This window comes from Opitutia bacterium KCR 482, from assembly GCA_029269845.2.
Classification (GTDB): domain Bacteria; phylum Verrucomicrobiota; class Verrucomicrobiia; order Opitutales; family Intestinicryptomonadaceae; genus Merdousia.
The window spans coordinates 1,631,635-1,655,241 of the sequence record CP149973.1; the positions used below are offsets into that span (position 1 = coordinate 1,631,635).

Consider the following 23,607-nt stretch of genomic DNA (forward strand, 5'->3'; position numbering starts at 1 on the left):
GTTCGGTTCGTTGCCGTGTTCGGGCTAATCCAAGCCGATAAAGATGAAGTTGGGGTCGAATTTAAGCCCCCTGCCGTTCGACAGCTCGATTTCGTAGCCCTTTGCGTCTTTTTCAATCTTTACAATCGGCAGTCCCTTGAAGTTTTCCTTGACGTACTGCCTGATTTTTTCGGGCACGAGGTCGGCGGGAACTGCCGATGTCTTCGCCTTGATTTCCTTCCAGTTGCCGTCGGCGTCGAATTCGATTTCCGTGCCGTCGGTATAGACGATGTTATAGCCCTCGGTGATTGCGCCGAAGAGCATTGTATCGACCTGCGTCGACGCGAGCTGTTTGCCCTTGAAGTTTGCGTTTGCGAACTGTTGCGCCGCCTGCGGTATCGAGCCGAACGCCACTACTTTCTTTTCGGCGTTCGCGCAGACTGCGGCGAGGACGATTGCCAGAATTGCGGTTGTCTTTTTCATTGCGGTGTCTTTCCTTTCTTGAATTAAAGTTCGGTTATGATTCCGTCGGCGAGTCCGTAGTCTACGGCTTCCTGCGCGGTCATGAAGAAGTCGCGGTCGGTGTCGGCGGCGATTTTTTCGAGCGGCTGTCCCGACGCTTCGGCGAGGATTTTATTCAGCTCTTCGCGCATGCGTTCAAGCTCCATCGCCTGAATGTGCATGTCTACCGCCGTTCCGCTCATTTCGCCCATAATCAGCGGCTGGTGAATCATCACGCGCGCGCTGGGGAAGAGGAAGCGTCTGCCTTTGGGGGCTGCGGAAAGCAGTATCGAGCCCATGCTCATGGCGATTCCCACGACCACCACCTTGACGGGAGCTTTGATGAGTTTCATGGTGTCGTAGACCGCCATGCCCGCGCTGATTGAGCCGCCGGGGGTGCTCATGTAGAGGGTGATTTCCTTATCGTGGTCGAGCATGTCGAGGTAGAGCAGCTTGCGCACTATGTCCGCCGAGCTTTCGTCGCTGACTTCGTCCCAAAGGAATATTTTGCGCTCTTCAAGAAAACGCTTGTTGATTTCGTTGGCGAGCGGGTTTTTCTGCCCGTCGTTTTTTGTTTCGCATTCTTTTTCGTTCATTGTTTTTTGTCTTTTAAAATTTCGAATATCGCGTAGCCCGACAGCAGATTCGGCAGGAGGGCGCATGGCGTTTCCCAGTCTCCCCTCAGAAAGTGGGAACGCGCTATGGTAATATCGTTTTCTTTGCAGAATTCTTTAAACGAATTTATGGAAATGGGATTCATGGGGCGGGCGGTGTCCCACCTTTCGGGGAAGACGTCGTTTACTATGCGCGAGCCTGTGAGCGCCATGTAGAGCCTGTTCCGCCAATAGGCGTGGTTGACGAAGCCCACGGCGACGCGCCTGCCCACCCTCAACGCTTCGAACACGACTTCCCTTGCGTTTTCGAGTTCGGGGAGCGTGCGCGAGCAGATAATCCAGTCGAAGGAATCGTCGTCAAAGGCGGAGAGCAAATCCATTATGTCTCCGTGGTAGGCGTTGACGCCGCGCTTTATTGCGCGCGAGATTTTGTCGAAATCCGAATCGACCCCGACGCCGTAGATGTTCTTTTTCCGAGCAAGTTCGCTCAGCAGGATTCCCCTGCCGCAGCCGAGGTCGAGCACGCGTTCGCCGTCGGCAATCCATTCGCCGATTGCTTTAAGCTCTATCTTGCGCTTCGAGAGCGATTTTGTGTTTTTATTCTCCGACATTCAAAAACGATTCCACCAAGTTGTAAAGTTTAGGAGAGTGAATCAGGAACGAGTCGTGCCCCAAGTCGCTCTTGATTTCCGCGTATGACGCCGTTTTGCCTATGCGCAGCAGCGCCTTGACTATCTCGCGGTTCTGTTTCGGCGGGAAGAGCCAGTCAGACGTGAAGCCGACAACGAGCGTCCGCGCCTCGACGTTTTTAAACGCCGCCTCCAAGCTTCCGCCGTTTGTGCGCAGGTCGAAGAGGTCGAGGGCGCGGGTGAAGTAGAGGTATGTGTTGGCGTCGAACCTGTTGACGAAGCTTTGCCCTTGATAGTGCAGGTAGTTTTCTATCTCGAAAGACGGCTTGAAAATTTCGTCGCCCGCGATTTTTTTGTGTTCGCGCCCGAATTTGTCGTCAAGCCCCTTGTCGGAAAGGTAGGTGATGTGCGCCATCATGCGGGCGATTCCAAGCCCTACGCTGGGCACGCGGGCAAGCTCGTAGTTGCCGCCGTTCCAGACGGGGTCCTGCATAATCGCCGAACGCCCGACTTCGTTGAAGGCTATCGCCTGCGCGTTTTGGCGCGATGTCGTGGCGAGGGCGCAGATTTTTTCCATGCGGTCGGGAAAGTCAATCGCCCATTGTAGCGTTTGCATGCCGCCCATCGAGCCGCCGATAATCATTGCAAGCTTTTTTATGCCCAAGTGCGACACAAGCCGCTCCTCCACCGCGACCATGTCGCGGATTGTGATTGCGGGGAATGTCAGGTTGTAGCGTTCGCCCGTTTGGGGGTTTATCGACGACGGCCCCGTCGTGCCGCGGCAGCCGCCTATGCAGTTCGAGCAGATGATGAAATATTTGTTTGTGTCGAGCGGCTTTTCCGGGCCTATGATGTTGTTCCACCAGCCCGATTTTCTGTCGAGCAGCGAATAGACGCCCGCGCAGTGGTGGTCTCCCGTGAGCGCGTGGCACACGAGAATCGCGTTCGACTTGTCCTCGTTGAGTCTGCCGTAGGTTTCGTAGCGGACGTTGAACGAGTCGAGCTGGCCGCCCAACTCGAAGTCGAGCGGGGTGTCGCAAAAGAAGTCGGCGCATTCGACAATACCGACGTCGCCGCCGTATTTTTCCCGATGAATGCCTGTGTCGGAGTCGTTCATATTATTGCCATACATACTTCCGATTTTTTCGAAAGCTTCAACACTTATTTATCGACATTATGGAACGAATTTTGCGCTTCCGCAAGCCGCCTTTTTTTGCCTTTTTGCGCAAGCTCGCGGAGGTCGGCTTGCAATTTCTTCAACTTGCGGCACATGCAAAAGCTACTCAGGACGGGACTCGAACCCGTACGACCGTAAAGTCAGCGGATTTTAAGTCCGCTGCGTCTACCATTCCGCCACCTGAGCAAAATTTCCCTCCGCCTGTCGCGGGGATTTTCCCGTAGCCGAAATTGCGGAGTAAACGCCGTATCGCGAAAAAATCGCCGTTTCGCGGGCTTCGGTGTCCGCCCGCAAGCCGCTTTTCGCAACATTCGGCATTGTCTGCTTCAAAAAATACGCCCTTGGTCTTGGGGCGTATCGTTCGAAATTATAAAAAAACTGCGGCAATGGGGATACTCGGACTCGAACCGAGGACCCTCTGCGTGTGATGCAGATGCTCTAACCAACTGAGCTATATCCCCTGACTATCCGCCCATTCTTTCACATCGGCTTTGCGTTTGTCAAGTATCTTGATTGGCTTTGGCGCATTTTTTCGGCGCGGGGGCGGAAATTTTTGTGTTGAAATCGCGGCGCGGCGGCTCATTATCGTCGGGTATGAGTAAAGAAATAGAAGAAGGTCTCAATTTGCAGCTCGATTTCACGAAGCTTAAAAAAATCGCGCAATGCTCCGAGGACGTAATCCCCGCAATCGCGCAATGCGCCGACACGGGCGAAGTTCTCATCGTCGGATACGTCAACAAGCTCGCCCTCGAAACGGCATTCAAAGAAGGCATGGCTACTTTTTGGAGCACTTCCAGAAACGAACTCTGGATTAAGGGCAAAACCAGCGGCGACTTCCTCAAACTCGTAGACGTTCTTGTGAACTGCGAGCAGAATTCGGTTGTCTATAAAGTCCGCATGGTCGGAAAAGGCTCGTGCCACACCAAGGACAAGTCCGGCAATCCCCGCCGCGGCTGCTACTACCGCAGAATAAAATTCGCCGACGGCAAGATTCAGGGACTTGAATTTCTCGACGGCATGGAATAAATTTTAGCTGGATTTTTCCGCATTTGCATACTATAAAGGGGGCAGTTTTTATGTCCGATACGTTTCGGATTTAAGCCCCGCAAAAACAACCACCAAACAGATATGAAGTTCAAAATCAACAAGGAACATTTTGTGACGGGTTTGCGTCAGGTCGCAAACGTCGTAAGCTCCAAACCGCCGAACGCAGTTCTCAACAACGTGCTCATCAAGGCAGAGGGCGACGTAGTGACCCTCACCACAACAAACCTCGATTTGGGCATTCGCTGCTCAATCAAGGCGGAAGTCGAAAACGGCGGCGAAATTACGCTTCCCGTCAAGAAATTCGCGCAGATTGTGGGCGCGGCTCCCCAGCAGGAAATCACTTTCGAAAGCGACGACGGACAGACCGCAAAGGTGAAGTCGGGCGGCTTCTCCACAAAGCTCAACGGCCTCCGCGCGGAGGAATTCCCCGCGCTGCCGAGCTTCGTAGACCAGCACAGCTACGAGCTTCCCCCGCAGGAGCTTTTTAACATGCTCCGCTCCGTTTCCTACGCGAAAAGCTCCGACGAAAACCGCTACATCTTAAACAGCGTGTATTTCAACTTCTCCGAAGGAAAGCTCACTCTCGTTGCGACGGACGGCAAGCGCATGGCTCTCGTCTCGCGCGACATGAAGATAGAGCAGGAGGACGAAGGCAACGTCATTCTCCCCGCAAAGACCGTCGGCGAGCTTGAAAAGCTCCTCTCGCAGGGCAAGGTCGCAAAAATCAGCTTCAACGAACGTCAGGTTGCGTTCGACATCGACGTCGGCGGCGACGCCTCCGAAAACGGGCTTGTTGGGTCAATCTACCTCGTTTCGAAAATCGTGGAGGGCAGCTACCCGAATTACAAGCAGGTAATTCCCAAAGAGGCGGAGCACAGAATCAAGGTTGACCGCGAGCTCATGCTCGAAACCGTCAACCGCGTTGCGATTCTCACGAGCGACAAGCAGAATTCGGTAAAGCTTACGATGTCCGAAAACTCGCTCGAAATCTCGACGCGCAGCGCGGAGGGCGACGCAAAGCAGGCTATCGAAATCGAATATTCGGGTCCCGAAGTACAAATCGGCTTCAACCCCGAATTCCTCAAACAGCCGCTTGGCAGCATTTCGAAAGACGAAGTTTTCTTCGAATTCAAGGACGAAATGAGCCCCGGAGTTTTCAAGACGCTCGACAACTTTATGTGCGTCGTAATGCCGCTTAGAATCTAATGCGGATATTCGAAAACCCCGTTTACTTGGCAATCATCGCGCTTTTCGGCGCGATGATTTTCGTTGGCGGGGTCAACGCGCGCTGGTTCGGCTCGGCAAAGCTTGTGCTTTTGCGTCGCTGGATTCGCGCGGCGTGCTTTTCGCTCGCGGTTTTTGTCTGCCTGCGGCATTTTCTCGACGACCGCCCCGTTTGGGTCTTGGGGGCGAGTTCGGTTTTGCTTTTTCTGCTGCTCGAATCGGCGTTTTACTGGGCGGGAATTTCGCTTGAAAACACCGACGAGGACATCGAAATGTTCCCGAAGTTCGAGCCTACCGAAAGCGCGTGGAGCACCCTCGAACGCCACGCAAAACTGCGCGGGCGCATTCTTGCGGCGGGCTTTTGCGAGAGCGGCAAATTCAAGCTGCCCGTTGACGACGAGCTTGGGGTGTCGGTTTTTGCGACAACTTTCGATTCCGCCGACGGGCTTTCGCGCATGTGCGTGATGTTTCCGTTCGGGGGGACGTCGTTTGCGATGGCTTCGGTGAAATCGCGGCTTGCCGACGGGCGGGTAATGCTCACCGAGTCGCGCTTCATTCCGAACGGCTTGGACTATCCCGAAAACTACGACGCGCGGAATTTTCCGCTGGATTCGAATCCGCTTTCGGTCTACGCAAGGCATTTGAAGAGGCTTGCGGCGTGCGGTTCGAGCGCGGTCGCCGTTTCGGAAGACCCGCTTGCCGACCTCAACGGCACGATAGACGCGGAGCTTGCGGCGAACATCAAGAGCGGTCTGATAAACCTTCCGTCGGCTTGGGACGAAGACGGCGTCTACACGGACGAGGGAAAATACCGCATCTGGATTTCGACGATGAAAATGTCGTACATTCCGTTCGTTTAGTCGGCGGAATTTTGCGGGGCGTCGTCGCTTTCGCGCTTTGGGAAGCAGATTTTCTCGACGGCGGACTCGAAGTCTTCCTCGCCGCGGAGAATGTCTATTTCAAGCTTTGTGTAGTAGAACGGGATTTCCGTTTTCAGGTCGGGGCGAATGCGCACGGCGTCCTTTTCGGTGCAGACGGCAAGCTGCGCGCCCGCGTTTTTTGCGGCGTCGAAAAACGCGTCTAGTTCGGCGTCGTCGAACCTGTGGTGGTCGAGAAAGCGTTTTTTGTAGACGATTTCCCCACCGAGCTCCACAAGGAATTTTTCGAAGCCTTCGGGCACTGCGATTGCCGAAAAACACGCGACTTTCGCGCCTTTAAGTATTTCAAGCCCGACCCTTTCGTTCGTCGAAAATTCCGCAAGGCACGTCGGTCTGTGGGCGCATTCGATTATTTCGACCGACGGGTTGTATTTGCGTATTGTGCGCTCCAATTCCGGGTCGCGCCTGCCGTCGGATTTTGTGAGGAAGATGTACGACGCGCGTTTGAGGTGCGAGACAGGCTCGCGCAAAATTCCGCGCGGGAGCAGGCTGAAATTGCCGAAGGGGTTTGTCTTGTCGACAAGCAGCAGTTGCAGCTGCCCGCGCAGGGGCAGGTATTGGAAGCCGTCGTCGAGCACGAGGGTGTCGGCGCCGAATTCCGTTATTGCGTAGTGCCCCGCGCGTACGCGGTTTTTGTCTACAATTACAATTACCCCGGGGAGGTTGCGGGCGAGCATGTAGGGTTCGTCGCCCGCGAATTCGGAGTCGAGCAGAATCCGCTTGCCGTCGGAGACCACTTTCGGCTTGGGGGCTTCGCCGTGGGTGAGCCATCGGACGAATTTTTTCAGCGCGCCGTCCGACTTGCTTTTGTAGCCGCGGCTTAAAATTGCGACTTTTCTGCCGCGCTCGTTGAGGGAGCGCGCGAACTTTTCGACAATCGGCGTTTTGCCCGTGCCGCCCACCGTCAAATTTCCGACGACGACCACAAGGCAGCCGAGCGGGGCGTCGCGCATGATTCGTTTTTCGTACATGGCGTAGCGCGTCCGCGCGATTGCCTCGAACACAAACGAGAGCGTTTTCAGAACCGCCGCGTAGACGGAAATCCAGAAGCCCTCGCGGCGGTCGTAGATTACGTCGGCGGTCAGGTGTGCGAAGTCCTCGCCGAACTTCGACAGCCTGCGTTTCATGCGTTTGAGAAAGCCCAAGTTATTCCTCCCCCTTTTCGGGCTTCGCCTTTTTCGGCGGGGTCAGCGTTTCGCGCAGTTTTTCAGCCCTCGCTTTCGACAGTTCGTCGCGCGAGGCGCTTACGAACATCGACACCACCTTGTTCGCGCTTCGGTAGTCTTCGACCGACACGAAAAGTTTTGCAAGCGGCATCGTTATTTTGCGCAGGCACTCGTCGGGGCAGGAGGTCGAGTTTCTCACGATATCCTGATATGCGGGCAGGATTTCCGTTTTGTCTTCGGCGCGGGCGAACATGTCGGAAATCTGGTTCGCGTAGATGTCGATGCCAAGCCCCGTGTCGGAGCGCATTACGCCGCGCATTTCGGCGGTGAGCAGCCTGTCCGCCTCTTTGCCGCGCCTGAGGGCGATGAGGTTTTGGCGGTAGAAATTGAGCATTGCAATGCACATGTCGGGGTAGCGGCGGAACGCTTCGTAGCTTTTGCGCCAGTAAGAGTCAAGCTCGCCCTGCGACGCCCCGAAGCGCGCGCGCGCCGAGATGAACGCGATGTACGCCTCCCAGTTTTCGGGATTTTCCTTGCGGGCTTTGTCGGCGAAAACGGCGGCATCGTTGTTTTTGCCCGCGTCGTAGAGCATGCGCGAAATTTCGAGGAACACGCGCGAGAAGATTCCCGCCTCCGTCGTGATGTGGCGGCGGGCGAGCATGTCGATGTCGAACTTCTGCGATGTCCTCCATGTTTGCGGGTCGAGCGGGCGTCCGAAGAGGTGTTTTGCCTTTTCGCTGCGGGCGACGTCGTGCTTCCAGACCCCCGGCCGCGACATGTACGCAAGCCACGCCTGTTTGCCCTCGCGGAAGAAAAGGCAGGGTATGCCGTTGGCGTTTGCGATTCTCCACGCGCAGTAGACTTTTTCCGCCTCCGTGCCGCCGTATTTGAGGATATTTTTCGGGGTGAATTCGCGCTCCGACGCGTCCCAGTCGGCAACGACTCCGTTTGCGTAGCGCGACTTGTCGGTCTTTATCGAGTGCGCAAGCTTTTCTATCGCGAACGGCGCAATGCTCGTGTTTTTCAGTCCGCGCAGCTCGTCGAGCGGCCCGCCGATTCCGAACACCCAGATAAGTTCGCCGACCGTCAGCCTGTCCATCGGGAACACGAACGTATGCGGGTCTTCCGTGAAAATGTTGAAGGTTTCCTCCGCCTGAAACATCGGGACGGGGTCGGACGGCGTTCCGCAGTTCGGCCAGCCGCCGGGGGGCGGAACGTCGTAGACGAGCGAGACCGCGAACGCGCTCCTCAGGTATTTTTTGAAATTGTCGGGGTAGACTTGGTGGATTTGCGCGAGCGTTTTGCAGACGCCTTCGAGGTTGTCTTCGGGCTTCATTGTCTCGAAAAAGTCGCAGAGCGCGGGAATGTCGGATAGCATTGCGCGTTTTACCGCCGTGTGCAAAGACGTCCCCTCCTTCGAGAAGAGGTCCGCCGCCTTGTAGACGTAGAGCCAGCCCGCGGCTTCGGGGTAGAGCTGTTTGAGGGCGAGGTCGAGGGTTGTCGCGCGGGTCTTTTCGGCGTATTCGCCCCACGCCTGCGCGCTGTCGTTTTCGAGCAGTTTGTCTATGTCCGACTGCGAAATCGGCGAAACGGGAAGCTTGGGCAGTTCGGGCACTGCGTGTTGCGCCGACGCCGCGACCGCCGAAATGCAAAAAATTATTGCGCTAAAAAACCTCATAAATCCATATTTATTCCGCAGTTTTAAATGTCAAGATATGAAAGCGCGGACTGCCCCAAAAATGCAAAACCGAGCGCGGAGTCGGAAGCGGTGCGCGGTGTGGAAAAGGGGCGCGGATAGGCGAGGGTTGCGAATGCGCGCGCAGGAAGTTGCGCGGAGATAGAAGCATGCGCATAGCGCGTCGTTGCGTCGCCGCTTTGCGTTTGGCGTGTTGCCGCGCGGGTCATTTTGCGCGTTGCGTTGAATGTCCGCAAAAAACGCCCGACCTTGCGGCGCGGGCGTCCGAAATCCGAAATTCGGGGCTTATGCTGCGGGCTGTTCTTCCGCGGCGGGGGCAACCTTTGCCGCCTTTGTCTTGCGGCGGCGGCGTTTCGCCTTGGGCTTTTCCTCCGCGGGCGCGGCGGCTTCGCCAGATTCCGCGGCAAGTTCGCGTTCGGCGATGATGTCTTCAATCTTTTCTTTGAGCGTCGCGAGCTCTTCGACGGACATATTGTTCAACGGCTTGTTTTCGTTGACGGGAATGTCCATTCCGTGCGAACGCAGGATTTCGTCGATTTTATCCTGATTCTTTTTGTAGAGGTAGAAGCCTGTCGCTGCGATGCCGATGCCGAGCGCGGCTCCGATTATATGGTCTCTTGTCATGTTTGTTCCTTTCGGTTTTGATTTAAAGTTATTTTAGCGAAGGCGGACGCCCCATATCGTAAAACAATATTCTCATACTGTTGGCTACAACCAGAATTGTCGAGGAATTATGCATCACCGCTCCGAAAATTACGGGAATTGTTCCGAGCGCGCCCAGCATAAGCCCGAGTGTGTTTATGCCGACCGCCGCTATCAGGTTCTGCCGCACGACGTCCATCGTATACTTTGAAAGCCCGTAGATTCCGGGGAGCATGAGGGCGTTGTCGCCTGCTATCGTGATGTCGGAAGCCTCCATTGCGACGTCCGTGCGCGTCTTGCCGAGCGCGATTCCAACGTCGGCGTAGGCGAGGGCGGGGGCGTCGTTTATGCCGTCGCCTACCATCACCACCTTGTTCCCGCGAGCCTGCATGCCGAGCACCACGCGCGCCTTGTCTTCGGGCAGAAGCTCGTACTCGTAGCTGTCTATTCCGAGTCTGCGAGCCACGACGTCCGCCTGCTGTTCGAGGTCTCCCGTAAGCAGAACGATGTCGTCCACCCCCACGTTGCGCAGGCGGTTGAGAGCCTTTTTCATGTTCTCGCGCAGGGGGTCTCTAATTCCGATAAGCCCCGCGATTTCGTCGTCCTTCGAGACGAACACCACGTTTTCGCCCTTTGCGAAAAGCGCGGACGCCTGTTCGCGCATGGAGTGCGTGTGGATTCCGCTTTCGTTGAGGAATTTCTTGTTGCCCACGCGGATTGTAGAGCCGCCTACCGTGGTGTACACGCCGCGCCCGACAATCGTATTGACGTCGCCGTGCTGCGGAATGCGGACGCCCTCACGCGTGGCGGCGTCGAGAATCGCCGACGCCATAGGGTGTTTCGAGGTTTCCTCCGCCGCCGCCGCGTAGCAGACGATGTCTTTTTGCGTAAATTTTTTCGACTGCGGCACTATGCTTTCCACGCACGGTTTGCCCTCTGTGAGAGTGCCCGTCTTGTCGAGAATGAGCGTGTCCGCCTTGCTCATGGACTCAATCACGCCGCTTCCCTTGATGAGCACGCCCTGCCGCGCCGCAGTGTTGATTGCCGCCGACAGCGCCGCCGCCGTCGAAAGCTTTATGCCGCAGGAGTAGTCTATGATGAGCATGTTCAACGCCCTGTTCATGTCGCGCGTGAGCGCGTAGACCAAGCCCGCAAGAACTATGTTGAGCGGCACGAGGGCGGACGAAAATTTGTCGGCGTAGTTTTGTACCTCCGCCTTTTTGCCGCCCGCGTCCTCGACCATTTTTATGATTTTCGAGACCGCCGTGTTCTCGCCCGCAGACTCCACTTTGCAGGTTATTGTGCCCTCCACCACGAGCGTTCCCGCGAACACCCTGCCGCCCGTCTTGCGCGAGACGGGTTCGAATTCGCCCGTAATCGACGACTGGTTGATTACCGCGTGCCCCGAGACAATCTCGCCGTCGGCGCAGATTTTTTCGCCAGAATGCACCACGATTATGTCGCCCGATTTCAGGCTCTTTGCGGGGATTTTTTCGAGCGGGCTGCCGATTTTGTTTTTCAGCGGGTGCCAGACCGTTTCGTTTTCGACCGAAAGCATGTCGCGGATTGCGTTGCGCGTGCGGTTCATCGTGTAGACCGTCATCGACTCCGCCAAGTCGTGCAGGAATAGCACCGTCAGCGCCGACGCCGTTTTGCCCGAAAGCACGCTCGAAAGCACCGCCATTGCGCTCAGCGTGTCGGCGTTGGGAAGCATCGACCTTTTGAACGCGCCGATTCCGCTCTTGAAAAGCGGGTATGCGAGCGCGAGCGCGCCGATTCCCGGAAAGCCGAAAAGTCTGCCCGCGATTGTCGCAGGCACCGTCTTCTTTGCGAGCCACGAGCCGAGCAGTAGCGACGCCGAAACCGCGCTCCGCGTAATGAGCGTCGAAAGCGGTTCTTCGTGCAAATCGCGCTCCTCCACCAAAAGCCTGTTCTTTTCCTCCCGCTCCCTTTGAAGTATGCCGAGCGAGTGCGCGGCGATGATTTCCTCGACCGCCGACATGATTCTGTCGGGCGTAGTTTTTTCGGCGTCGAACTTCACCACGACGGACTCCGCCGCGGGGTTTATCCTCACCGATTCCACGCCTTCCAAAATCTGGAAGTGCGAAAGCAGGTGTTCGCGCTCGCCGCCTTTCCCGACGTAGCGCAACCCCCTGCATGTAATCCTTATTCTTCCGCGTAATTCGTGGGCGCGGAAGCATTTCAACAGAGGCGTTTTTTTCTTGAACATATCCTTATTTTAAATTGTCGAGCGCGGATTTTATCCGTTTTGCCAGCGTTTTTTCGTCGGCTTCGGCGGCGTCGGGCGAGCACGCAATTTCAAGCGTAGCGTTCCACGCGCCGCGAATCCACGCCATTACGGCGTCCTCCGACGTCTCGTTCGGATTGTAGGATACAAGCAGATTTCCCGTGATTTTGCAAAGCGAAACTTCCGTAATTCCGACCCTCTTTTTGAGGGCGTTCAGAAACATCGGCGCGTATTTTTCCGCGTATTCGGGGTACGACTTTATGCCGCCGACGTTGATTCGCAGGCGTCCGCGTATGCTGTGGAGCACTTTCAGGCTTCCGACAAACGAAAGCGCGATTTTTTTCAGCGGGTTCATTTGCAGATGTTCACGCTTTGGAAGAGCCACCAGAGCAGGTTCGTGGGGAACGACGGCGTTGTTGTCTGTATCTTGAATGTCCTGCGGAGAATCGGTACGGTTTTGAGGAGTTGGAGAATCAGCAGAATCGTCATGAGTGCGCGGAGGTCGAAAAGTCCCTTTGTGCGCTGCATGAGAGCCTGATTGAACGCGTAGCCTATTGTGGTAAGCTCGCTTGCAAGCAGCGATTTCCTCGACTTCACCTGCGCCTCGAAGTCGAAGCAATAGGTGAGGGCGGATACCACGATTACGGGCGAAAGCGTCTTGGCGTCGTATTCCACAAGCACCGTTCCGAGCATCGGGTTTGCCGATATTTTCCTTATGCCGCCCACTCCCGACAGCGTTTTTACGATTCGCTCCGCAATGGCGCGGTTCGACTTCATCGACGGTATGCGCACGCGCATTCTGCCCGCTATCGAGTGTTTTACTTCGAGAACTCCCTGAAACGACGGCGCGCGCATGGCGGCGTCCAAAATACTGTTGCCTTGTATATTCATTGAAATGTTGCCTCTTGGTTGGGGGCGTTTGCGCCCATTGTTGAAAAGTTAATTTAGTCTAACTTTTCCGTTTCCCATTGTCAAGTTTTTTGGGGGGCGTGGCGGTTTGGGGTGCAAAAAAAAGCCCGCCGCATTGCGCGTCGGACTCGTATACTTCATATTTTTCGCGGAATGTCCACTCTTTATTCGAACGGCTTTGAGCCGTCGAGCGAGCCGAAGAGCGCGGAGCTCCCAAGCTCCTCCTCTATGCGCATGAGGCGGTTGTATTTTGCGGTGCGGTCGCTGCGGCTAAGCGAGCCTGTTTTTATCTGCCCCGCGTTCGTCGCCACGGCGAGGTCGGCGATTGTCGTGTCTTCGGTTTCTCCCGACCTGTGCGAGACCACCGCCGCGTAGCCCGTGCGTTTTGCGATTTCCACGGTTTCGAGCGTTTCGGTAAGCGTGCCAATCTGGTTTACCTTCACGAGAACTGCGTTTGCGATTCCCGCCGCTATCCCCTTTTTGAGAATGCGCGGGTTTGTTGCAAAAAGGTCGTCGCCGACAAGCTGCGTGGATTTCCCGAGGGTTTCGGTCAGGAGTTTCCAGCCGTTCCAGTCGTCTTCGGCGCAGCCGTCCTCAATGGAGACAACGGGGAATTTTCGTTTCAGGCCGGAGAGGTAGGCGACCATGTCGGAGGCGGTTTTTACGGATTTGTCGGACTTCTCGAAAACGTAGCGTCCTCGCTTGGCATCGTAAAATTCGCTCGACGCAACGTCGAGGGCAACGAAAATGTCTTTGCCGAATTTGTAGCCCGCTTTGAGGGTTGCGTCGGCAATGGCGGAGAGCGCGTCGTCGGAGCTTGCGAATCTGGGGGCGAAGCCGCCCTCGTCGCCCACCGCCGTGGAAAGCCCGCGCGATTTCAGCACGTCTCTGAGCGCGTGGAATATCTCCGCGCCCGCCCGCACCGCCTCGCGCAGGCTTTTTGCTCCCGCTGGGACAATCATGAACTCCTGAATGTCTATCGGCGCGTCGGAGTGCGCCCCGCCGTTTACGATGTTCATCATCGGCACGGGCAGAACGCGGGCGTTTGCGCCGCCCAGATATTTGTAGAGCGGAAGCCCCGCAGCGTCCGCCGCAGCCTTTGCGCAGGCGAGCGAAACCGCGAGAATCGCGTTTGCGCCGAGCTTTGACTTGTTCGGCGTGCCGTCAAGCTCAATCATGGCGGCGTCCACTTTCGGCTGGTCGAGCGCGTCTATGCCGCGCAGCGCGCGGGCGATTTTCCCCTCGGCGTTTTCGACCGCTTTGAGCACTCCGTTGCCGCCGAAGCGCGAATGGTCGGCGTGCTTCGCGTTTTTGTCGCGCAGTTCGACGGCCTCCGCCTCTCCCGTAGACGCCCCCGAAGGAACCGACGCGCGTCCGAAAGCCCCGCATTCGAGAACTACGTCCGCCTCGACCGTCGGATTCCCGCGCGAGTCCAGAATTTCCCTTGCCTTTATTTTCGAAATTGCCGTTTGCATATCCGAACGAATCGGCACAAACGCGGCGCGTCTTAAATCGGCGGGCGGATTGCGGAAAATCGTTGAAAAAAATGGTTGAAAGAAAGGGGCGGCGTTGTAATCTGCCTTTTCGTAAAAACGTCGTCCGCGCGGTGGAAAAAAGACTTCGGAACAGCGTTCCGTCCGTTTTTTGTATGGGATTGCCGTACGGTTCGACGCGATTTTATCAACTATATATAAAAGGAAAAATCATGTCAAAAAGACCTCTAAACGTCGGATTAATCGGCGGCGGTTGCGGCGCGTTCATCGCGCAACCCCACCAAAAGGCAATATTCTCGGACGGCACCCGCAGAGTCGCCGCCGGGGCGCTCCACCCGAATCCCGAAGTCGCGATGAAGGAAGCCGAAAATTGGCCGTACCCCATCAAGGGCTATCCGTCGTACGTCGAAATGATTGAGGACCAGAAGAACCTCCCCGAAGACCAGCGTCTCGACTACGTCCTCATCGTAACCCCAAACTTTGTGCACTTCGACCCCGCAATGAAGGCAATCGAGGCGGGAATTCCGGTCATGTGCGAAAAGCCCCTTACAATCAACCTCGAACAGGCGGACGCGCTCGTTGCAGCCGCCACCGCAAAGGGTCTGCCGTTTGCCGTAGCGCACACATACCTAGGCCACTGGTCGTCGTGGTTCTCGCGCTTCGTGGTGACAAGCGGTTTGCTCGGCGACGTTCGCTGGGTGGATTCGTCCTACATTCAGGGTTGGCTCGCGAAGAAGATTGAACAACAGGGCGGCGAAAGCGGCGCGGACTGGCGCACAGACCCCAAGCGTTCGGGCGGCTCGCTCTGCTGCGGCGACATCGGCACTCACGCGCTCATGCAGCTGCGCTTCGTGACGGGTCTCGACGTAACCCGCGTTTCGGCGCACTTCGAAACTTTCGTAAAGAGCCGTCTGCTCGACGACCACGCAACCGTCTACTGCGAACTCTCCAACGGCGGCAGGGGCATGGTCAGAGCCTCGCAGGTTTGCATCGGCCACAAGAACGACATGGCAATCGAAGTCGCGGGCACTAAGGGCACGCTTGTATGGCGTCAGGAAGAGCCCGAAAAGGTCGTCATCATGCTGGCGGGACAGCCCGACCGCGTTTACTGGCGCGGCGACGTCCAGCCCAACGACGGCTTCCTCGGCGACGTTCCCGAATGGCTGCTCAAAGAACCGCGCATTCCGTCGGGACACCCCGAAGGCTTCCACGACGCCTACGCGCGTCTGCACCGCGAGTTCGAAAAGGACATTCGCGCATGGAAGGAAGGCAAGCCCTTCTCGTACGAACACACCCGCTACGCCACCGTCCTCGACGGCAGAATGGGCTTGGCGTTCGTAGACGCGTCCATCAAGAGCAACGCCAAGGAAGGCGCTTGGGAACCCGTCAAGCTCAGCTAATAAAACTTGCATACTCCGACTCCGCGCGGGCAAAACGCCCACGCGGCGTCGCTGTTTTTTGGACAAAAAAGCGGTGCTGGACAGGAAAGTTGAGAAAATTTCGAAATTCTTAGAAAATCGCGTTTTAATTTTGTTGACATTCCCGCAGGCTAAATAAGCTTTTACGCCTTGTAATTGATTTCGGGCATGCGTACGCGCTCCGCAGGCGGGGTTCGGAAAAATTTGCCCGGGGCATCTATTTCACAACAATAAAATATATCAAACCATGCAAAATCTTACTAAAAGAGAAATTGTGCAAAGAATTTATCAGGACAAAGAGGAATGCCGCCGCGGCGACATTCTCCAAAACGATGTAAAAGACATCGTCCAGCGCACGCTCGACATTCTTTCGGAATCGCTCGCGCAGGGCAAAAACGTAGAGCTTAGAAACTTCGGCGTGCTCGAAGTTCAGGTTCGCAAGCCCCGCGTCGGCAGAAACCCCACGAAGCCCGACCACGACGTCGTTATTCCCAAGCGCGCAATCGTCAAGTTCAAGGCGGGCAAGGAATTGAAGGCGGCCCTCAAAAACCTCGACCTTTCGCTCGTCGAGGAAAGCAAGGCCGCCCGCGCCAGAAAGTAGGCTTTTATGTTTAAAACGCTGCCGGGGTTCAGGGAGTTTTATCCCGAAGATTGCGCCAAAAAGAACTATATTTTCGGCGTCTGGCGGCGCGCGGCGCGCTCGTTCGGCTTTTCCGAGTTCGAGCCGCCCGTTCTCGAACAGCTCGACCTCTTCACCGAAAAAAGCGGCGAGGAAATCAAGTCGCAGCTGTTCGAATTTGTGGACAAGGGCGGCAGGGCGGTTTCGCTCCGTCCCGAAATGACGCCGTCGCTCGCCCGCATGGTCGGCGCGAAGGCGGCGGGAATCAGACGCCCAGTAAAGTGGTTTGCGATAGGCGAGAACTACCGCTACGAACGCCAGCAAAAGGGCAGGCTCCGCGCGTTCTTCCAGTACAACGCCGACATTCTCGGAGAGGAGTCTCTCGATGCCGACGCCGAGGTTATCGCGCTTCTGATAGAATCGCTCCGCGGCTTCGGGCTGACGGAAAACGAGTTCAAACTGCGCCTCGGCGACAGAACCCTCTGGGTGCTTTTCCTCGAAAGCGCGGGCGTTCCCGACGCGAAAATCATTTCCGTGCTTTCGGTAATCGACAAGCTCGAAAAGGTTTCGCCCGAAGCCCTGCGCGAAATGACGGTCGCCGCGCTCGACGGCACGGGGCTTGACGCCGACGCGCTTGTCGGCAAAATCAAAAATTTCATTTCGCTTCGTGATTTGGACTCGATGCGGGCGGCATTCGACGCCGACGGCGAACTCGCCGAACGCGTCGACGCAAGAATAGCCGACTGGCGCAAGCTTGTGTCGATTCTCGAATCGCTCGGCGTGGGCGCGTTCATCTCGCCCGATTTGGGCATTGTGCGCGGCTTGGCGTACTACACGGGCTTCGTGTTCGAGGCGTTCCAGACGGCCGGCACGGGGCGCGCGCTCGCGGGCGGCGGACGCTACGACAACCTCGTAAAAAAACTCGGCTATCAGGACATGCCGGCAGTCGGTTTCGGCATGGGCGACGTCACGGTTTCCGATTTGCTCGAACTCGTCGGCAAGTCGGGCGAATTGCGCGACGCCCCCGACGCGTATTTCGTGATAGGCTCGGAAAACGTCCGCCCGAAGGCTTTGGAGATAATCTCCGCGCTCCGCAGGTCGGGCGTCAAGACCGACTACCCGCTCAAACAGGCGTCGTTCGGCAAGCAGTTCAAGCAGGCGGACGCCGTGGGTGCGGCAAAGGCGTACATTTTGGGCGACGACGAACTCGCGCAGGGAATCGTAAAAATCAAGGATTTGAAATCGGGCGAAACGTCCGCTGTTGCGCTAAGCTCGCTGCTTTGAGCTTCGGCGCACGCGCCGTTTTACAGGACACTCCGCGCCGACAGGTTGCGGAGTTTTTTTTCGCCGCAAATTTGGCGCGGGGCCATGCTCGGGCGCGGGGAGGGCGGCGCGGAGGAAAGAGCTGCGATTCTTTTAATTTTTCATGCTTGCTTTTCTTTGTCCGTTTATTATAAATTATAGAGCATTAGATGAAGATTGATTTAAACAAAAAAACGCTTCTTGCGCTGTCGGCAATTTCCGCGCTTTTCCTTTGCGGGTGCGATTTCGGCGGCGCGGACGCCGCTGGCAAGTCCGCCGATTCGGCGGAGTCGGCGAAAATTTCGGCGGCGGCGAAAAAATATTTTCCCGACAGCCCCGAACTCCAATCGGAGTGGATTCGCAGACAGACCGACGCGCGCGCGGAGCTGTCGCGCTTTCTGCCGAACATATCGGTTGCGGACTTCGCGGAAATCCGCGACAGGGCGGCGGCAAAGTTTCCCGACAACTACGCGGAGAGACTCGCCTACACGGTTGAGCAGTGCGACTATTGCGCGGCGGCGGCTTCGGCGTATTCCGCGCTTTCGCAAAGCGACGCCGCGTTTGTGCGCAAGCTCGCCGAAGCCCGCTACCCCGACGACTACAAGGGGCGGTGCGCCTACGCTGCGGGCTGGCGCGAGGCGTTGTCCGAGCTTGACTACAAACTGAAACAGTTCCCGTCGGAGGAGTTCGAGCCTCTGCGCGCGCGGGCGATTGCCGCGGCTGGCGGAGACTCCGCAAAAGCCGTAAAACTGCTGGAAGCGCAGGCGAGGGCAAAGCGCGAGTTCGACTCGTTCCGTCCGCGCAGCATCTCGGTTGCGACGCTCGAAAATTTGAAGAGCGCGGCGATGTCGGAATCCGCCGACTATGCGGAGCGGCTCGCATCTCTCAAACGCGCGGTTGTAGGGGCGGCGAACCCGAAGCGGGATTCGGGCGCGTCGGATTCTGAAAGCGCGCCGCCGCTCTCCCGTGCGGAGAGGATTTTCGCAAAGTCGCTCTTCACAAAACGAGGCGTCGAAAACGAAATCCACGCGGCGGTGCTCGCAAAATTCAAGGGCAGGACGGTCGTGCTGTGCACAAAGGAATTCATGCCCGAAAAATTCCCCGTGGTGTTCGCAAACGCGGCGGGAAAAGTGTCGTGCTCGCGCGCGTTCGTTTCGGACGAGCTTCCGCTGCTAATGCTCGTGCCCGATTCCGTGCCGCAGTCGCTCGAAGCCTTGGAGATTGCCGACGACTCCGAAGTCCGCATGGGCGCGGAGCTTCTGGCGGTCGCCCCCGACGGCGGCGGATTCCGCTCTCTGGGAGTTTCGGTGTTTTCGGCGGACGAAAAATACCTCAACCTCACCGCCGACACGAACCCGCGCGTTTCGCATAAAATCGACGTAAAACACGTCGGCAGGGACGCAAAGACTTTCGTTTCGGTCTCGGAAATTTCGGAGGTCGGTGACGACGCCGTGGCGGTTGACGCGAAGACGGGGAAGCTTGTCTCGTTCTCGGTCAGGATATACAATCCGGGGGTGCTGTCGCACCACGGAAAGACGGGGTCAATCATCGGGCACGAAAATTCGCCCATTCCCGACTTCACGACTTTCGTAAGGCAGTTCGACGGCAGCGTGAACAAGACTTTCGTTCCGTTCAGCTCGATACGCTTCGTCCGCATGGGTGCGTTGGAAAAATGGAAGCCGCTCGACATCGCAAAATTCGCCCGCCAGAAAAACGAAATCAGGATTCTTACCGACGAAAACAACGACTTCATGATGTTTTTCAAAAACAACACATTCGGCGAGGCGTTGCGGTCGCGCAGGCTCGGCACAATCGCGGAGCGGTACAAAAAGCCGTTTCTGCACGACAGGCTCAGCCGCGAGTCCTACGAACGCTCTTACAGAAACTACATGATTGAAGTTTCGTTCGCGCTCAAACGCGAGCTTCAGCACTACGCCAATCCCGACGCATTCTACTCGATTTACAGGCAGGAGCTTCTCTACCAGCTGAAACTCCGCCGCTCGATGTACGAATACCTCGCGGAGGGAGTCAAGGACACGAACATCGTAAACATTCTCCACACGGACCTCGCAACCCGATACGACAACTGCGGCGTGAACACCGAGCGCGTCGGCGGTTCCATCGGGGGCGGATATTGAGGGCAAATCCATGAAAAATCTGCTGTTGATTCTTCTGCTCGCCGCAATCGGCGGCTGGTACTGCTACGACAAATACGGAAAAACCGCCGCCCCGCGGGGCGACTCCGCCGAGGTCTCCGACCCGCTCGCCGCCGAAATCCGCGCCCGCGCAAAAACGCTCTTCCCGACGAGGGAGGGCGACCGAAACGCTTGGATTTCGCGCCAAGTTGCGGCAATGCATGCGCTGGAATCCCGCGCGGAGGGGCTGTCGAAAAAGGATTTCGACTCAATCATGGACGCCGCCCGCCAACGCTACGGCGCGGACTACGAAAAACGGCTCGAATACGTTTCAAAGCAGAGAACCGCGGCAATCGACGTTGCGAACATCGAGGCGTCGCTCAAAATTCCGCCCGACGCGCTCGCCGAGCTTTCCGCGCGTTTCAGGGAGGCGTGCGAAGGCGACTTCTGCGCCATGCGCTCGGCGTATTCGGAGGTGTCTTCCGCGCTTTCGGAAATCGCGCGGAAGTCGGCGTCGCTGCCGGCGTCCGACGCGAAGAAACTCGCGGCAAAAACCGTTCCGCTGCTGCTGAAAAATCCCGTCCGCGCCGTGGAATTTTTCGACGCGCAGGCTTTGGCGCGGCACAACTTTCTTTCAAAACAAGTGCCCGAAGCCCTCGCAAACGCAAAGGCGGAAATAGAGCAGTCGCTGCCCGACGACTACGCCGCGCAGCTCGCCGCGCTCGACTCCAAATTGGACGGGTACATGCGCTCTGGCGGCGGGTTTGCAAGCTTTGCCGCAGACAAAATTTCGAAGCTCGGACGCGACTACTTCGCAAAATACATCTACGTTGCCGACATCGCCGGCGAGTCCCACCCCGCGTTTTTCGCGGAGGTTCGCGGCAGGGTGTTCGCGGTGTTCCCGAGCGAATATCTGGCGACGCTTCCGAAGTCGTTTTCGCTCGACGTCGGCGCGGGCGAAAAATTTTCGTCCGACAAAATCTACCTTTCTAAAACGTCGGCGTTCGCGATTGTCGCGCCGCCCGCGTCCGCCAACCCAGACCCGATTCCGACGGGCAAAATTTCCTCCGACGACGTCGCGGTGGAAATCGTGGGAATTTCCCGCGCGGGCGCAAAGCTTTCCGTTCCCGCCCGTCTGAAATACGGCAAAAAAATAGAGGCAAACTCCGAAAACGCTTCGCTGCTTGCCGAAAAAATGCGCTCCGGCGCGTTGGTGGTGGAATCGGAAACGGGGAAAGTCGTTGCGCTCTTCGAGGCTGTCCCCGCGCCCGACGCCGCAATCTACGCAAGGTTCGACGACCCCTCGGCGTCGGCTCTCGCAAAAATCGGCGAGCGCATTCCGCGCTGGCGCGGGCTTGACGAAGTGATGCGGACGGCGCGCGCGCGCATGGTATCCGACGGGCGGCGCGAGTTCGCCGCGGTCGCGCTGTCGTCGCTCGGCGACGTGTCCGCCTACGTTCCGTCGAAGTATTCCGCCCAACGCGCGAACCTCGAAAAAATCTGCGTCTCCAACTTTTCCGCGCTCCGCTTCATGCTGATAGGCGGCTACGCCGAAGACGTCGAAACACCGGTTATTTCCGACGTCGCCGAGAAGTACAGGCCGTTTTTCATCACGGGCTCTCGCGTGGGAACTCCCGCGCTATACTCCAAATTTTCGGCGTATATGAACGACGTCAAAAACGCTCTCGTCCGCAACGCGGCGTTCGCCCGCGGCGGCTTCTACTCCGAATACTACTACGATTTTTCCGAAGCCGCAAAGCGGCAGGCGGAGCTTTTCGCAAAGCTCGAAAACGTCATGACCCGCGCCATTGCCGCGCCCGACAAAACCGCGGTTCTCCACGCCGACTTGGCGAAATGTATTGCGGGTTCGTCGTTCGTGCCGTCGGGGCGCGTGTTTTCGCGTCAGGGTTTTTCCGACGGAGGCGGCGGAAACGTGTTGAGAATGCGCAATGTAAAAAAGGACTAAATATCATGAAATATCTTGCAATTCTTCTTGCCGCCGCCGCCGCGGGCGCGTACTTCTATTTCGGTTCGTCCGACTTCGGCGCGTCGAGCCCCGAGGACGCCGCGCTTGCCGCAAAGGCGGAAAAACTCTTTCCCGACGACCGCGCCGCGCGGAAAAAATGGATTGCCGCCGCAAAGGGAGTTTCGGCGCAAATAGCGGCTCTCGCGCCGTCCGCGCCGTCGGCGGATTTCGAAAAAATAAAAATCCGCGCCGATGGAAAGTTCGACCCTGCGTCTCCCGAAAAATTCGAGTACGTACGCGCCCAGCTCGCCGCCCTTGCGAAAATCGAAAGCGGCGCGTCGGACGACGACGTCCTCGACTCGGAGTTTGCGCTTGCAAAAAAAACCGCGGAGGAAAAATCGCCCGACGATTTCGTCGCGCAGTCCAAATTGGCGGCGTCCTACTGCGCGATGTTCGCCGACGCCCGCAGGGCGCGGGAAGGCTGCATGAAGTCCGCAACCGACGGCGCATACGCCGAGTTCATCGCGGCGTTTCCGTCGAACCCGTCGGGCGCGTTTGCGCGTTTCAAAAAGATTTGCGCCGCTCATGCGGCATTCGAAAACGCGCACGTTCCGCCGTTTCTCGACGGAATCAGGGAGCGTCTGTCGGCGGACGTTTCCGACCCCGTCGCGCGGGCTTCCGAGCTTTCGGCGGTTTTGGAGAATCCGCGCAGGCACTTGGATTCGCGCCTGTTCGCGTCGGCGCGTCCCGACTGGCGCGACTTGTCCCGCGCGGGCGAAACGCAGCGCGCCATGCTTGAAAATTCCGTATATACCGCGTCTGTCGGCGGACGCCGGCACACGGCGGTTTACTGCCGCATAAGGGGCGTCGATGTCTTCGCGGTTTCGGGCGCGTGTTTTTCGCGCGGAGAGGTGAAATTTTCTCGCGGCGGCGAAACGGTTTCGGCGAAGCTTTCGAAAGTCGGCAAAAACCTGCTTTTCTACGCGCCGATTGCCAAGCCTTCGGGCGCGCCCGCCGCCGTATCGCGGCTCGACTATGTTCCGTCGTCGGCGTTTGCCGTCGGCGGCAACGCGTTCGGAAAAACGGTCTCCGTCCGCGCCTCTCCCGAAAAAATCTCCGACGGCAAAATCGGCTTCTACCAAAGCGGATTTCAGGATTTGCTTTGCGACGGCGCGGTGCTTTTGTCGGCGGATTCGCGCGAGGTTTTCGCGCTAGGAATCCGCGGCGGCTGGGCTGAACTGCCCAACCCCGACGCGCCAGACGCCGAGGACGTCGCCGCCCGCGTGCGCATGTCGAAAAGCGCAATCCCCACTTTGGCAAAGGAGTTTGCGACGGATTTTTCCGCCGCAAACGCCTCCGCCGAACCGCTCCGCTATTGCCAGCTGGGCGCGGAGTTCGACCAGTCGCTTGGCTACGACGCCGAAAAGGACGCCGCGTTCGGGCATTGTCTTGCCGTGTTTACGCGCCAAAACAATGCCGCGTTCGCCGCGCTTTCCGACAACCGCATGGAAACTTTCCTTTCGCCCGACACCGAGCGCGACTTTCCAAAACTTTACGCGTCGGCAATGCGCTTCAAACGCGCGTTCGGCGACGTCCGCAACGCCGCGCAGCTCCGCGCGAACGCCCGAAATTTCATGCAGCAGGTCTGCTCCGACATGGACTCGTCGCTCCGCGATTTCCGCGCGCGCGAAATCTTCCCGTTCTACGAAAAGGCGGCGCAGGAGCAAATCGAATTCAGGGAAAAGCTCGTTTCCGCGCTGAAAACGGCGCTGAAAAAGTCCCCCGCCGACTCGCTCGTCCCGCGCGACGTCTCCGTGGTGTCGTCGCGCTGACGCGGGAAAAATGGCGTCTTGACAAGCCGCGCGTTCCTGCTAACTCTTTTAGCTTTACGCAACAAACACGCC

At 57.5% G+C, this 23,607-nt stretch carries 20 protein-coding genes and 2 tRNA genes; 9 read left to right on the top strand and 13 right to left on the bottom strand.

Features of this window, described 5'->3' with window-relative positions:
- Positions 1-24 precede the first annotated feature (24 nt).
- From P3B99_006940 to P3B99_006965, 6 genes are all read right to left on the bottom strand, one after another.
- Complete coding sequence (locus P3B99_006940) at positions 25-462, bottom strand: PepSY-like domain-containing protein (protein WYJ06943.1); 438 nt, start codon at positions 460-462, stop codon at positions 25-27.
- Positions 463-485: 23 nt separating this feature from the next.
- Positions 486-1,076: an ATP-dependent Clp protease proteolytic subunit gene (locus P3B99_006945; protein WYJ06944.1), complete on the bottom strand. Its 591-nt coding sequence runs from the start codon at positions 1,074-1,076 to the stop codon at positions 486-488.
- Positions 1,073-1,705, bottom strand: coding sequence for a methionine biosynthesis protein MetW (locus P3B99_006950; GenBank protein WYJ06945.1), 633 nt, complete (start codon positions 1,703-1,705; stop codon positions 1,073-1,075). Before P3B99_006950 ends, P3B99_006945 begins: the two co-directional genes overlap by 4 nt.
- Positions 1,692-2,840, bottom strand: a complete 1,149-nt coding sequence (locus tag P3B99_006955) for a homoserine O-acetyltransferase (GenBank protein WYJ06946.1) — start codon at positions 2,838-2,840, stop codon at positions 1,692-1,694. The genes P3B99_006950 and P3B99_006955 overlap by 14 nt, the downstream gene beginning before the upstream one ends.
- Positions 2,841-3,003: 163 nt before the next feature.
- A tRNA-Leu gene (locus tag P3B99_006960) sits at positions 3,004-3,086 on the bottom strand.
- Between the two features lie 201 nt (positions 3,087-3,287).
- Positions 3,288-3,361 (bottom strand) — tRNA-Val (locus tag P3B99_006965).
- Between the two features lie 133 nt (positions 3,362-3,494).
- Here P3B99_006965 and P3B99_006970 point away from each other — a divergent pair.
- The 3 genes from P3B99_006970 to P3B99_006980 all read left to right on the top strand — a co-directional run bounded on the left by P3B99_006970 (position 3,495) and on the right by P3B99_006980 (position 6,031).
- Positions 3,495-3,926 (top strand): phosphoribosyl-AMP cyclohydrolase, encoded by a 432-nt coding sequence (locus tag P3B99_006970; protein ID WYJ06947.1) that lies wholly within the window; start codon positions 3,495-3,497, stop codon positions 3,924-3,926.
- A 102-nt stretch (positions 3,927-4,028) separates the two neighbouring features.
- Positions 4,029-5,153: a DNA polymerase III subunit beta gene (gene dnaN / locus P3B99_006975; GenBank protein WYJ06948.1), complete on the top strand. Its 1,125-nt coding sequence runs from the start codon at positions 4,029-4,031 to the stop codon at positions 5,151-5,153.
- The gene (locus P3B99_006980; GenBank protein WYJ06949.1) at positions 5,153-6,031 is read left to right on the top strand and encodes a hypothetical protein; all 879 of its coding nucleotides are present in this window, start codon (positions 5,153-5,155) and stop codon (positions 6,029-6,031) included. Before dnaN ends, P3B99_006980 begins: the two co-directional genes overlap by 1 nt.
- On the opposite strand, the gene lpxK is transcribed toward P3B99_006980, so the two are convergent.
- From lpxK to eno, 7 genes are all read right to left on the bottom strand, one after another.
- Positions 6,028-7,236 (bottom strand): tetraacyldisaccharide 4'-kinase, encoded by a 1,209-nt coding sequence (gene lpxK / locus P3B99_006985; GenBank protein ID WYJ06950.1) that lies wholly within the window; start codon positions 7,234-7,236, stop codon positions 6,028-6,030. The two genes, P3B99_006980 and lpxK, sit on opposite strands and share 4 nt — an antisense overlap.
- Before the next feature lie 19 nt (positions 7,237-7,255).
- Positions 7,256-8,953, bottom strand: a complete 1,698-nt coding sequence (locus tag P3B99_006990; GenBank protein ID WYJ06951.1) for a hypothetical protein — start codon at positions 8,951-8,953, stop codon at positions 7,256-7,258.
- Between the two features lie 303 nt (positions 8,954-9,256).
- Positions 9,257-9,595, bottom strand: a complete 339-nt coding sequence (locus P3B99_006995) for a hypothetical protein (GenBank protein ID WYJ06952.1) — start codon at positions 9,593-9,595, stop codon at positions 9,257-9,259.
- A gap of 28 nt (positions 9,596-9,623) precedes the next feature.
- Positions 9,624-11,843, bottom strand: a complete 2,220-nt coding sequence (locus P3B99_007000) for a heavy metal translocating P-type ATPase (GenBank protein WYJ06953.1) — start codon at positions 11,841-11,843, stop codon at positions 9,624-9,626.
- Positions 11,844-11,847: 4 nt separating this feature from the next.
- Positions 11,848-12,216 (bottom strand): HMA2 domain-containing protein, encoded by a 369-nt coding sequence (locus P3B99_007005; GenBank protein WYJ06954.1) that lies wholly within the window; start codon positions 12,214-12,216, stop codon positions 11,848-11,850.
- Positions 12,213-12,752 carry an HMA2 domain-containing protein gene (locus tag P3B99_007010; protein ID WYJ06955.1) on the bottom strand — a complete coding sequence of 180 codons (540 nt, stop codon included), beginning with the start codon at positions 12,750-12,752 and terminating at the stop codon, positions 12,213-12,215. Before P3B99_007010 ends, P3B99_007005 begins: the two co-directional genes overlap by 4 nt.
- Before the next feature lie 182 nt (positions 12,753-12,934).
- On the bottom strand, positions 12,935-14,245 hold the full coding sequence (eno, locus tag P3B99_007015) for a phosphopyruvate hydratase (GenBank protein ID WYJ06956.1): 1,311 nt from the start codon (positions 14,243-14,245) through the stop codon (positions 12,935-12,937).
- 230 nt (positions 14,246-14,475) lie between these two features.
- Here eno and P3B99_007020 point away from each other — a divergent pair, with 230 nt between their 5' ends.
- The 6 genes from P3B99_007020 (at position 14,476) to P3B99_007045 (ending at position 23,535) form a co-directional block, all read left to right on the top strand.
- On the top strand, positions 14,476-15,663 hold the full coding sequence (locus tag P3B99_007020; protein ID WYJ06957.1) for a Gfo/Idh/MocA family oxidoreductase: 1,188 nt from the start codon (positions 14,476-14,478) through the stop codon (positions 15,661-15,663).
- A gap of 265 nt (positions 15,664-15,928) precedes the next feature.
- Positions 15,929-16,282: an HU family DNA-binding protein gene (locus tag P3B99_007025; protein ID WYJ06958.1), complete on the top strand. Its 354-nt coding sequence runs from the start codon at positions 15,929-15,931 to the stop codon at positions 16,280-16,282.
- 6 nt (positions 16,283-16,288) lie between these two features.
- Positions 16,289-17,584, top strand: coding sequence for a histidine--tRNA ligase (hisS, locus tag P3B99_007030; GenBank protein ID WYJ06959.1), 1,296 nt, complete (start codon positions 16,289-16,291; stop codon positions 17,582-17,584).
- Positions 17,585-17,772: 188 nt separating this feature from the next.
- Positions 17,773-19,740, top strand: coding sequence for a hypothetical protein (locus tag P3B99_007035; GenBank protein ID WYJ06960.1), 1,968 nt, complete (start codon positions 17,773-17,775; stop codon positions 19,738-19,740).
- Between the two features lie 10 nt (positions 19,741-19,750).
- On the top strand, positions 19,751-21,703 hold the full coding sequence (locus P3B99_007040) for a hypothetical protein (GenBank protein WYJ06961.1): 1,953 nt from the start codon (positions 19,751-19,753) through the stop codon (positions 21,701-21,703).
- A gap of 5 nt (positions 21,704-21,708) precedes the next feature.
- Positions 21,709-23,535 (top strand): hypothetical protein, encoded by a 1,827-nt coding sequence (locus tag P3B99_007045; GenBank protein WYJ06962.1) that lies wholly within the window; start codon positions 21,709-21,711, stop codon positions 23,533-23,535.
- Positions 23,536-23,607: the final 72 nt, after the last annotated feature.